8 protein-coding genes and 1 pseudogene are annotated in these 12,742 nt (G+C 35.8%); all 9 read left to right on the top strand.

Going from position 1 to position 12,742, the window contains the following annotated elements:
* The first annotated feature begins 118 nt into the window (after positions 1-118).
* Positions 119-634 (top strand): GNAT family N-acetyltransferase, encoded by a 516-nt coding sequence (locus COD11_RS10000; protein WP_098796631.1) that lies wholly within the window; start codon positions 119-121, stop codon positions 632-634.
* Between the two features lie 181 nt (positions 635-815).
* Positions 816-2,189, top strand: a complete 1,374-nt coding sequence (locus COD11_RS09995; RefSeq protein ID WP_098796628.1) for a PepSY-associated TM helix domain-containing protein — start codon at positions 816-818, stop codon at positions 2,187-2,189.
* Positions 2,182-2,691: a FixH family protein gene (locus COD11_RS09990; RefSeq protein WP_255301585.1), complete on the top strand. Its 510-nt coding sequence runs from the start codon at positions 2,182-2,184 to the stop codon at positions 2,689-2,691. The genes COD11_RS09995 and COD11_RS09990 overlap by 8 nt, the downstream gene beginning before the upstream one ends.
* A gap of 794 nt (positions 2,692-3,485) precedes the next feature.
* A complete protein-coding gene (locus tag COD11_RS09985; RefSeq protein ID WP_255301584.1) occupies positions 3,486-7,274 on the top strand; it encodes an S-layer protein in 3,789 nt (1,262 codons plus the stop codon).
* A gap of 196 nt (positions 7,275-7,470) precedes the next feature.
* Complete coding sequence (locus COD11_RS09980; RefSeq protein WP_098796626.1) at positions 7,471-8,946, top strand: potassium/proton antiporter; 1,476 nt, start codon at positions 7,471-7,473, stop codon at positions 8,944-8,946.
* 169 nt (positions 8,947-9,115) lie between these two features.
* On the top strand, positions 9,116-10,138 hold the full coding sequence (locus tag COD11_RS09975) for a LacI family DNA-binding transcriptional regulator (protein WP_098796623.1): 1,023 nt from the start codon (positions 9,116-9,118) through the stop codon (positions 10,136-10,138).
* Between the two features lie 7 nt (positions 10,139-10,145).
* A complete protein-coding gene (locus COD11_RS09970) occupies positions 10,146-11,096 on the top strand; it encodes a sugar kinase (protein ID WP_098796622.1) in 951 nt (316 codons plus the stop codon).
* A gap of 66 nt (positions 11,097-11,162) precedes the next feature.
* On the top strand, positions 11,163-11,810 hold the full coding sequence (locus COD11_RS09965) for a bifunctional 4-hydroxy-2-oxoglutarate aldolase/2-dehydro-3-deoxy-phosphogluconate aldolase (protein WP_218012738.1): 648 nt from the start codon (positions 11,163-11,165) through the stop codon (positions 11,808-11,810).
* Between the two features lie 98 nt (positions 11,811-11,908).
* Positions 11,909-12,739: pseudogene (uxuA, locus tag COD11_RS09960) on the top strand (mannonate dehydratase); the annotation flags it as partial.
* Positions 12,740-12,742: the final 3 nt, after the last annotated feature.

Raw genomic sequence — 12,742 nt, 5'->3', positions numbered from 1 at the left:
AGATCATAATTGTTTTATTTAAAGAAAGATATTATGTGAAAAATGAGTTGTTGTTTAAAAAGCTATTTGTTTATAATATTTAACATATTAAAAGTCTCTAAAAAGGGGAAATAGTGAAATGAATAAAAGTCCTATCTATAAAATTAATAAACTTCAAGAAGGAGATTATTCCCTTGTAATAGACTTTGTTATGAAAATGCGGAAAGAGCTTTTTCCTATGTTAGATCATGAAAAGCTTCCTCAAGATCTTCTCCATTTTGAAAACTATTATATTCAGCCTGATCATGCTGCATTTTTTACGGTTGTTGCTGAGGATGGGAATATCATAGGATCCATCGGAGTAATCCCCTACGACGGTCGATTTCATCAATTAAGTGAAACTTATCCTCTTACGAAAGCAGCTGAAATTGTAAAATGCTATATTGATCCCGATTATCGAAGGTATGGTATTGGTACAGAATTATCAAATGTAGCAACTAGTTTCGGTCTTGGCGTAGGATATCATTCGTTGTATCTTCATACTCACCCCTTCCTGCCTGGTGCAATTCCTTTTTGGAAATCTCAAGGTTACAATGAGATACTAGCCGAGGATGATCCAGTATGGCAGACACTTCATATGGTAAAAACATTATAGATTTTTGAGAAAAACTTTACTAATACTATCACCCAATGAAAAAGGAGTTGTTGTAGCAACTCCTTTTTCATTGGGGAAAAATAGATCAAAAAAGATAAAAACTTCATTCTTTCCACACAATTTGCCGTTATTCTTTCTTTAGATTAATGAATCATTCAAGGAAAAGAAGGAGTTTGTTTAAATGGAAACAGTCCCAATTAAAACAAAGAAGCAAACGATAAAGAAGACAAATCCATCCCTTTACAAGACTGTTTGGCGATGGCATTTTTATGCGGGGATTATTTTTGCCCCTTTTCTAATGATATTAGCAATTACAGGAGCCGTTTATTTATTTAAACCTCAGATTGAGCAAATGCTTTATCAGGAATATTACGAGGTAAATCCACAAGGCGAGAAAATATCAGCAACACAGCAAATTGAGACAGTGAAAAATGAGTATCCTGATGCTGTTGTGAGTAAATATCGTCCAGGTGAAAGTGATTTAAGATCAAGTGAAGTAACGATTTCATCTAATAATGAAACTTTGACAGTGTTTGTTAATCCGTACACTGCAGAGGTAATCGGAGAGTTAAATAGTGAAGACAGGATTATGAATAGAATTGAGGAAATTCATGGTGAGTTAATGGCTGGGACAGTAGGTGACCGAATAGTTGAGTTAGCTGCTTGCTGGGCAATTGTTCTTATTGTAACTGGACTTTATTTATGGTTTCCAAAAAAGAAACAAGATTTAGCTGGTGTATTGATACCTAGATTTAATAAGGGAAAAAAGATTTTCCGAAGAGATTTACATGCTGTTCCAGCTTTTTGGGTAACAGCAGGCATGTTATTTTTAATTTTAACAGGCTTACCTTGGTCAGGATTCTGGGGTACTAATTTCCAAACCATTGCAACAAATGCTGGGACGGGTTATCCACCTTCTGTTTGGGTAGGGAGTGCTCCAACATCAACCATCCAAACAAAGGATGTAGCAGATGTACCGTGGGCAGCTGAAACCATGGATGTACCAAAATCAGATCTGCAAGGCTTTATTCCACTTTCGATCGACGATGTTGTGGACATTGCAAGTCGAGAAGGAATGCATCCAACTTATACAATTAACATTCCAAGTGATAAAGAAGGGGTATATACGTTGTCGGCCTATCCTCCGAAAGCGCAGGATGAAGCTACGATTCATATTGATCAATACTCAGGAGCAGTTCTAGCAGATTATCGCTATGATCACTATGGTTTTGTCGGTAAGATGGTTGCACTGGGAATTACCTTGCATAAAGGAACTCAATTTGGGTTTCTTAACCAACTTTTAAGTCTTTTCATTTGTTTAGGCATTATCCTTGTTGTGGCTAGCGGGTTTTACTTATGGCTGAAGAGAAAGCCTAAAAAGGAAATGGGTGCACCAAAGTCACCAAGAATGTTCAAGATGGGACCATTTTTTGTGTTAATCATTGGATTAAGTATTTTGTTCCCACTTGTTGGTTTGTCCATAATCGCCGTATGGATCATTGACCTGCTGATCATTCAAAGAATACCTGTTGTGAAGAGGTTTTTAAATGCATAATTTGACAAGTAAGGGTGTTGTGACCGTGAAGAAATTTAAAGCTATCCTGTTGCTTCCTTTTATGATGTTAATACTCAGTGCATGTTCACTGGAGCTAAAACAAGATGTTGCGAAGCAGTATAAAGAAGAAGAGCCAATGGTAGCAGATATTATCATTCGAGATTCTCTTTCAACAAATAGTGATACAACATTTCAAGTTGTTCTTACTCAGGGTGAAGAAAAAGTAGTTTCAGCAGACTATGTTCACTTTGAAATATGGAAGCAAGATGGATCTGTTAAATTTGAAATGGAGCAAGCTGAAGAAGTAGGAAATGGAACTTATCAGTTAAGTAAAAAATTAGATAGTGAAGGGCTGTATTTTATTAAAGTTCATGCGAGTAGCAATGATTCAATCATTATGCCTCAAAAACAGTTTATTGTTGGGGAACTTTCGGAAAGTGAGCTAGAGTTTCTTCAGAAAGGTGCTGTAGTAGAGGATGGTGGTGGGGAGCATCATCATTAGGTAGTTATAAAAAAGCTTTAATTCCTGGGTTGGGAGTTGAAGCTTTTTTGTTTTTTTGAATGAAGACTATCAGGTGGCTGGTTTAGTGGTGAGATGGTTGTCATAAAGGGAATGAAGACGGTTATGTGGTTGAATTTGTATAGAGATGGTCTTCATAGAGGGAATGAAGACGGTTATGTGGTTGAATTTGTAGAGAGATGGTCTTCATAGAGGGAATGAAGACGGTTATGTGGTTGAATTCGTATAGAGATGGTCTTCATAAAGGGAATGAAGACCGTTATGTGTTTGAATTCGTAGAGAGATGGTCTTCATAGAGGGAATGAAGACCGTTGTGTGGTTGAATTTGTAGAGAGATGGTCTTCATAATCACTGACCTAGAGACAATCATCAAAGCAAGAAAGCTATCTATGGTGTTGCACTTATAAATAATGTAAAAATAACACTAAATCAAGTAAAGATAGTGTCATTAAAAACAATCAATTATGTGAAATAATGAAAACGCTAACATAATAAAACACTACTCCTAATCTGACTTTCTAAAACAGGTTAGAACTGATATTGGAAACCAAACCCCAATACAGCTAACATATCCATCTCACATAAAAGGAGGGATCAAAAAAGGTTTCATAATAGTTAGTCCATCATATCTCCCACTATTACCTCTACTAATCTCTACTAGTGAAGCCATACATAAACAGCTTCGATGGTCTATAAAAAATGAAACTATTTTTCTACTAAAGAAGGAGAGACTAAATTTATTACTCCCATTCATTTTCAGAAAGGAGTCATGCATTTTGAAGAGAAAAACATTTAAGAAACTTATTGGGATATCTTGTGTCGCCTCTATGCTTTTGGGTTCAGGTGTATTTATGAATACTAATGAAGCTAAAGCAGAAGTCATCACTAAAACAATTACAATCGATGGAACAAAGGTAGATGAACATAACCGATTCAAAGGATTTGGAGCAGTTACAGCAAATAATACATCTCGTTTAATGTTAGATTACAAGGAAGAACATCCTAAAGAATACTGGGAAATAATGAATAAACTTTTTAATAAAAACACAGGAGCTGGTTTAGCGCATGTGAAGGTAGAGTTAGGTGGAGATGTGAACTCTTCATCCGGAACTGAGCCTGCGACTATGAGATATGAGGATGAGCCTGCTAATGTACTGAGAGGGGCAGGATTTCAATTTGCTGCTGATGCAAAATCGATTAACGAAGATATTACAGTTGAAATTTTGCGTTGGGGGGAGCCACGATTTTCTTGGAACGGTGCTTCAGCAGGAAATTACGAGAATCGATATCAATGGTATAAACAAACGATTGATGCTGTGTATGAAGAGTATGGCTTCAAGCTGGATTATGTTGGTATCTCCCAAAATGAACGTGCACAAAATAACAATGGAAAAATTGAACTTGAGTGGCTTAAATACTTTACTTCAAAAATGAAAGAAGAGCCGAATTACGAAAGTGATTATAAACATATTAAACTAGTTGCTGCTGATGGTTATCGTGATACATCGACAATTAGTCGTACATTGCTTGAACATCCAGATTTGATTGATGAAATTGATGTGATTAGTTCTCATTATGGTTTAACAGGCTCAAATGAACTAACACAATTGCAAAATAAACTGATTAATGATGGAAAGAAACCTAAGGAAGTTTGGGTATCAGAGGGAATTGCCCCAATGATTAATGCCCGTTATCGTGAAAATATGGAGCCAAACTACAAAGGACTTGGAGGAAAGGCTGGAATCATTGATGTTACATCGCGAATTATTTCGGTCTATTCATGGACAGGAGCAACGAATAACCCACTAAACGCTGTTTCATTTGATTTTCAACCTTCTGTTGCAGCATTCTATGAAGGCTCTCAGTATAATCCAAAGCATCTTATTAGTGCATATGATCCGTGGTCAGGCTTCTATGAAATTGATGGAGGATTACAAGGAGTCCGTCATGTTATGAATTTTGTAGGTTATGATGACCATTCTACACCTGAAAACGAGCGGTGGATGTATGTGAAAGATGCGTCATTTAGTGACGGTAACTTTTTTGATGGTGGAGTAGACGTTGACACTAGTACTCATAACTATTTAACGTTAAAAGATCCAGAATCAGCTGATTATACAACAGTGTTTGCCAATAACACGAAAGAAACTCGCAAATATAAAATAAAAGCCCAAAACCTAAATGGAAAAGAAGATGCACCGATTTATGTTTGGGAAACACGAGGAGCAGACGATGGACAAAGTTATGATGCTAATTGGTTTAAGCATATCAATACTGTCACACCAAAGGACGGAGAATATGAAATTGAAGTGAAGCCTTATTCTATCGTAACGATTTCAACTTTAGATAGAGAATCTGAAGTAAAAGATTTTGAATATGAATCAGAGCCTGTTGATGTTTCAAAAGACACGATTTTACCTTTACCTTACAAGGATGATTTTGAATATAAAAACTATCCTGTTGATGAAAAAGGCAGAAATTATGTTGAGCGTCGTGGAGGAACACCAAGATATACAACAGATCAAATTGGAGCTTTTGAAGTTGTTCAGAATGCAACAAAACAGAAAACGAGTGGAAGTGCCGAACGTGTTGAATTGAATATTCCAGACAGCAAAAAACATGGTAATATGCTGCAACAGATGATGACACCTGATACCATCGGAGCAGATTGGGCCGTTTGGGGTGGTAGAGACGGTTCAGCATCAACAAGTAATCCTAATACGACGATAGGTGATCATCGTTGGGTTAACTATAAGGTTTCTTATGACTTTTTACTAGATACTCATACACCTGAAGTAGAAGGTAGAAGTAATTATGCGCTTATAGGTGTGCGTCAAGTAAAAGCTGGTGGAGCAGATTCACATGCCCCATACAATGCACGAGTATTTTCTGATGGTCGTTATGAAATCCTGAAGCTTGGTAAAGTTGAAAAAAGTGGAACAATTAAAGGTTTCAATAATAAAGAGTGGCATAACCTAGCGTTTGAAGCAAAAGAAAACGAGTTTACACTTTATTTAGATGGTGCTGAAATTGACTCGTTTACGGATGAAGATTCAACTGTAATGGCTGGTAGAGTAGCATTAGGTTCTGGTTATTACGAAACTTTAATCGATAATTTACGTGTTGATCCAATAAAAGGTTATACGTATCAATCAGACAAATATGACAGTGCACAAGGTAAGAGATATGATACAGAGGAAGAAGCTTTTAAAAATTCTGATTCATTGAACCCGATTGGATATGTTGGTGACTGGAACTATACTCAAGCTGGTTACGCTCATTTTAACCGTACACAAATGACAGCGAGTACAGATATTCCGGTTTGGAATGGGGTAACAGTAGGTTTCAGAGATTCGACAAGTGTTCAGGGGACGTTAAACAAGGTGTTTTATTCAGGTAGCTGGTCATCAAACGGTTCTAACACTTGGGGATCAGAAGGTGATTCTTTCGAAATAACATTTAAAGGGACTGAAATAAGGTTATTTGGTGAGACAAATCCATCAAATGGAACAGCAGATATTTACCTTGATGGAGAGCTAGTAGGAGAGGCAAATTACTTAAATAACAGTTCAATAACTCAAATGGTTTGGTCTGCAGAAAATCTTGAGGATAAAGAACACACACTTAAAGTCGTTTCTAAAGAAAAGTATACTAGCTTCACGAAAGCTGAAATTACAACAACTGATCCGGTATTAGCAGTTAAGAATATGGGACCAAGTGATATTGTTAAAATATCTGATGAAGCAGAAATAGGGAATAACGAAAACACTGTTTATGCATTTAGAAAAAACAATGCTTGGGGATCTAACAATACGAATGCATGGGCGAATTTCGATGATGATCCTTATATCTTAATCAATTTTACAGGATCAGGCATTGACTATCTTGCAGGAACTGGAGAGAAGTCACTTTATAATTTCGAGCTTGATGGAGTAGATGTAGGTGACTTTGCTGTCGATCCTAAAACAGGCGTAAGGTATTCTGTAAGAGGACTTGAAGAAAAACAACACACATTGAAAGTATCATTAAAAGATAATGAACGCAAAGAGACGTTTATGGATTACAGAGGAGTGAACATTTATAGTACTCCTGAAGCGAATAGCGCTAAGAGTAGCATGATCTTTCATTTTGAAGGGTCCGGCTTTAACTTATTTGGTGCTACTCCAGATGCTTTAATCGATGTTTATATTGATGAGCTTCTGATTGAAGAAGATTTCAGAATTTATGCAAAGGGAGACAGACTAAACTCTTATCACATCAGAGGCCTTAAAGATACAAAGCATACAGCAAAAATTGTTGTTAAAGGCGGTACATTTACTTTAGATGGTATTGATGTTATTAAAGGTAAAAATAAAGTGGAAGTAAATAAGGAAGAATTGCAGAAACTGTATGATACACATAAAGATAAAAACCATAAAGATTACACAAAGGAAAGCTGGAAAGTATTTCATAAGGCATTACAAACTGCCAAAGAAGCATTGAAAAACCCACAATCTACACTAGAAAAAGTAGTTGCAGCACAGCTTGGTCTAGAAGCGGCAGTAGAGGAATTAGTTGAACAATAAATAGTAGAATATAAAAAAGCCTGGAATAAGGAGGTATTTTCTCCAACTATTCCAGGCTTTTTCATGTCTATGCTAATTTGTTTTACAATAAACAGCGTCATTCATGTTTTTTGTGGGGCAAAATATTATAATAAAGGTATTGTACTTAAATTAAAAACAATTAGATGTATTTCACACCAAAGAGAGGAGTTAGGTTTTGGAGCATATAAATATAGAATATTTTATTTTTTTCACAGCGGTGCTATTAATTCTAGGAGTACTAACGACTAAATTTTCAACAAGATTGGGTGTTCCTGCTCTTGTTCTATTCTTGATGGTCGGAATGATTATGGGTAGTGATGGGTTAGGTCTAATTCATTTTGATAATCCTGAGCTAACACAATTAATCGGGATATTTGCTTTAGTTGTCATTCTGTTTGAAGGTGGATTACAAACAAAATGGTCATCAGTTAAAGCTGTGACAGTTCCCTCGTTATCTCTTGCAACAATTGGGGTTTTGCTTACGACAATTGTTGTTGCAATAGCGGCAAAACTAATCTTTGATGTAAGCTGGCTTGAAGGATTTTTATTTGGAGCAATTGTTGGTTCAACAGATGCTGCGGCGATATTTGCCGTATTAAAGGGACAAAATATACGTGATAGATTAAGTTCAACACTTGAAGCGGAATCTGGAACAAATGATCCAATGGCAATGTTTCTTACATTATCTATTATTGAGTTAATGACGGTGGATAATTCTTCATACTTGTTGTTAATAGGTTCATTTATTTGGCAAATGGGTGCTGGATTAGTGATGGGTCTTCTTTTTGGTAAGTTTGCAGGGTTTGCAATCAATAAAATCAATTTAGATTCAAGTGGTCTTTATCCGATCTTTGCCTTAGCCTTTTCACTATTAACATATAGCTTAACTGACATTATTGGTGCAAGTGGGCTGTTAGCTGTTTATATTGCAGCACTTGTGATAGGAAACGGAGATTTAACTTACCGTCACTCAATCTTCAGGTTTAACGAAGGCTTTGCGTGGATGATGCAAATTTTAATGTTTATCATTTTAGGATTGTTAGTGTTTCCATCACAGTTTTTAAATACTTATATTATTTTTAAAGGTCTTTTATTGGCTATTATTTTAATTTTTATTGCTCGACCAGTAGCAGTTTTTCTCTCGACAATAAAATTAGGATTTACGAATAAGGAGAAAGTATTTCTGTCTTGGGCAGGCTTAAAAGGTGCAGTTCCAATTGTGCTTGCAACGTTTCCGATGACGATGGGTCTGGAAAACAGTCAGCTAATTTTTAATGTTGTCTTCTTTGTTGTGTTAACATCTGCCTTAATACAAGGCTCTACGATTTCGTTGATAGCAAATAAGTTAGGGCTGAATGGTCCTAAAAAAGTAGAGGCACCACATTCATTGGAACTTGTTTCAATTGGTAAAGCTAATGCAGAAATTGTTGAATTTGAAGTAAGTGAAACGTCTATTATTACAAATAAGCTGTTAAAGGACATAAAGTTTCCTAAAGAGGTACTTATCAATGCCATCATCAGGAATGGAGACTTGGTAACACCTCATGGGGAGACAAAAATTCAGTCAGGTGACTTTCTTTATATTCTGGTTTCAAAGAGAAGGGAAAAAGAATTAACAAGTTTCTTAAATAGTAGTGTGGTAAATGATTAGGTATGAAAAGGTGTAGGCTATAAAAGCTACACCTTTTTTGAACAAAACAATAAAAATCAATTCTTGATGGTTACATATAAATGTCGTATAATTCAAAGTAGTTAAAAACTAAACCGGTTTAGTAAATCGGTTTATAATTAGGTAATTCGATTTTGTATTGGAGAGAAAAATGAAAGCGATCACGATTTCTGATGTTGCCAAACAAGCAAATGTATCAAAAAGTACCGTCTCACAATATTTAAACAAACGCTATGATTATATGAGCGAAAAAACGAAAGGGCGAATAAGTCAAGCAATTGAAGAATTAGGCTATCAGCCGAACATTGTTGCTAGAAGCTTAAAGCAAAAGTCCACCTCAACAATAGGGGTGATCGTGGCAAATATTTTGCACACGTTTTCAACTCAAGTTATACGAGCAATTGAAGATATATGTAATGAACAGGGATTTCATATCATTGTTTGCAATGCCGATGATGAACCAGAAAAGGAAAAAAACTACATTGAAATGCTAATTGCAAAACAGGTGGACGGTCTAATCATTTTCCCAACTGGCGGAAATATCGATCTTTATAAAAGCTTGATGAAAAGAAAGTACCCACTTGTGTTTTTTGATCGAGTTGTAGAAGAAATTCCAGCATCCACAATTATGCTAAATAATGAAAAGGCTATCAAAATGGCTGTTGACCATTTAGTTGACAATGGTTATGAACGAATAGGGATCATGACAACATCTATTTCAAGGCATGTTTCACCACGTATTGAGCGAATCAATGGATACAAAAAAGCATTACAAGAAAACAATTTAAATTTTAATGAAGAATATATAAGCACTCTTGATCTTCATCATATTCAACAAGGCTTAAAGGAGATGCTCTCTCTGGAATGTCCGCCACAAGCAATTATTGCCGGGAATGATCTAACTCTCATGGAAATCTTAAAGTTTACAAAGGAAAATAATGTATCTATTCCAGAAGATTTAGCCATTATCGGTATTGATGATGTTTCATTTGCTAGTTTTTTCACCCCACAATTAACAACAATTGCTCAGCCAACCTTTGACATGGGGAAAAGAGCTGCAGAGTTACTGTTAAATAAAATTAAGGATCCTGAATATCAAGAGGAAACCACAGTATATCGTTTTGAACCTGAACTTGTGATTAGAAATTCTTGTTCATCAAAAACAAAGGAGTGAATTGGTAATGAAAGATATTATTACAATCGGTGATGCGATGATTACGATGAATCCAAGTGCAAAGGGGCCAATGCGTTTTGTTCATACGTATGAACGAAATGTTGGAGGAGCAGAACTAAACTTCGCAATTGGTTGTGCAAGACTTGGCTTACAGGCAGGATGGATCAGTCGATTAGGTAATGACGAGTTTGGTCGCTATATTCAACACTTTGTTCGTGGAGAAGGAATTGATACTTCACAAGTAAAACTAGTTGATGGTTATCCAACATCCGTTAATTTTAAAGAGGTGCTGGAGGATGGAACAGGGAGAACGTTTTATTACCGTATGAAGTCTCCAACTTTAACGTTAACACCTGAAAGTTTAACAGATTCATATTTTGAGAATACAAAGGTTCTTCATATCACTGGAGTATTTCCGGCAATTGATGAGAAAAACGTGGAAATTATAAAACGTTCGATTACTTTAGCTAAACAACATAATTTACTTATATCATTTGATCCAAATATTCGCTTAAAGCTTTGGAGTAAAGAAAGAGCAAAAGAGGTTTTAACAGAGATTCTTCCATTTGTTGATATTTTCTTAACAGGTGTTGAAGAAGCTGACCTATTGTTAGGAACTACAGATGAAAATGAAATTATTGAAAAAGCAATAAATATGGGTATTTCATATGTTGCGATTAAAAAAGGTGATCAAGGTTCAATTGGCTATCATAATGGAAAAACAGTAGAATCTCCTCCTGTTCCACCAAAAAAGGTTGTTGATACAGTAGGTGCTGGTGATGGTTTTGATGCAGGCTTTGTTTATGGTGTTCTGCAAAATTGGTCATTAGAAAAAATTCTTCACTTTGCAAATACAATTGGATCAATGGTTGTTGGTGTTTCAGGAGATAATGAAGGGCTTCCTTATTTGGAAGATATTCAAATTAGATTAGGTGAAAGGGATTTTATTGAGAGGTAACTATGCAAGAATAAAATATAAATAAGTTAGGAGGAAGTTACGATACACTCGTAACAAAAACATATGATAAAAAAACTTGATATTTTAAATAGAATTGTAGAATCGGGCGTTGTTGCTGTTGTTCGTGCAGAAGATGAAACAGAAGCAGTAAGCATTTCAAATGCATGTATTGAAGGTGGCATTAAAGCAATTGAAGTAACATTAACTGTGCCAGGTGCAACTGAAGTAATTCAATCGTTAAAAGAAAAATTTCATTCAGATGAATTAATTCTTGGTGCAGGAAGTGTGCTTGATAGTGAGACTGCTCGAATTGCTATTTTGGCGGGTGCTGAGTATATTGTCAGTCCATGTTTTGATAAAGATACAGCCATGCTTTGTAATAGATATCAAATTCCATACATGCCTGGTTGTATGACAATTACTGAAATAAAAACAGCTATGGAATATGGAGCAGATGTTGTGAAGCTATTCCCAGGAAATACATTTGATCCTTCAATTATTAAATCAATTAAGGGACCTATTCCCCAAGCCTCTGTTATGCCAACTGGTGGGGTAAACCTTCAAAATGCAGATCAATGGATTAAAAATGGGGCGGTTGCGATTGGTATCGGTAGTGATTTATCAAAGCCTGCTAAAACAGGAAACTTTGATGAAGTAACAAAACTAGCAAAGCAATATTGTGAGATTGTAAAAGAAGCTAGAAATAGTATCTAACTAGAGTTTACCGTTTGAAGAAATAAATGAAACAGCTCATGGAACACAAACATTTTCCTTGCTTGAAATCTCTCAGGCAATCTAGGAGGTTAGTTAATGTGAGAATGACATTTAGGTGGTATGGTGAGGGAAATGACAGCATTACCCTTAAGCAGATCAAGCAAATTCCTGGGGTGGAAGGAATTGTGTGGGCACTTCATGATGTTCCGGCTGGTGAAGAATGGCCGATGGACAAAATCAACGAAGTGAAAAAACAAGCAGATGAATATGGATTGAATATAGATGTTGTTGAAAGTGTTAATGTTCATGAAGATATTAAACTAGGATTTCCTACGAGAGATAAATATATTGAAAGCTATAAAAGAACAATAGAGAAGTTAGCATCAGTTGGTGTAAAAGTGATATGCTACAACTTCATGCCTGTTTTTGATTGGACGAGAACAGAATTATTTAAGGAAATGGAAGATGGTTCAACAGCTCTTTTCTATGAAAAAGCAAAAGTTGTTGATATGGATCCAAATGAATTAGTCGAAGATATTTCTAAAAACTCAACATTTACATTGCCAGGCTGGGAGCCAGAAAGATTATCACGATTAAAGGACCTTTTTGAAGCTTACAAGGGCGTTACACAAGAAGATTTATTTCAAAATCTAGCATATTTTCTAAAAGAAGTAATTCCTTGTGCAGAGAAAAACGGAATAAGAATGGGGATACATCCAGATGATCCGCCATGGCCTATTTTCGGATTACCAAGAATTGTGTGTAATAAAGAAAATATTAGAAGGATTTTAGACGTTGTAGATAGTAAATCGAACGGTGTAACACTTTGTAGTGGATCACTTGGAGCAAATCCTTCTAATGATATTGCGGAGATGGTACGCGAATTTGCAGAGCGCATTGATTCATTAGAAAGAGCGCACGGGAGGAACTAA

The organism is Bacillus sp. AFS040349, assembly GCF_002577655.1.
Lineage (GTDB): Bacteria > Bacillota > Bacilli > Bacillales > Bacillaceae > Metabacillus.
This window is presented reverse-complemented; position numbering and strand designations above follow the sequence as displayed.

Excerpts from the sequence above, each read along its gene's own strand:
- COD11_RS10000 (WP_098796631.1), top strand. The coding sequence starts at position 119 with ATGAATAAAAGTCCTATCTATAAAATTAATAAACTTCAAGAAGGAGAT.
- COD11_RS09995 (WP_098796628.1), top strand. The coding sequence starts at position 816 with ATGGAAACAGTCCCAATTAAAACAAAGAAGCAAACGATAAAGAAGACA.
- COD11_RS09990 (WP_255301585.1), top strand. The coding sequence starts at position 2,182 with ATGCATAATTTGACAAGTAAGGGTGTTGTGACCGTGAAGAAATTTAAA.
- COD11_RS09975 (WP_098796623.1), top strand. The coding sequence starts at position 9,116 with ATGAAAGCGATCACGATTTCTGATGTTGCCAAACAAGCAAATGTATCA.
- COD11_RS09970 (WP_098796622.1), top strand. The coding sequence starts at position 10,146 with ATGAAAGATATTATTACAATCGGTGATGCGATGATTACGATGAATCCA.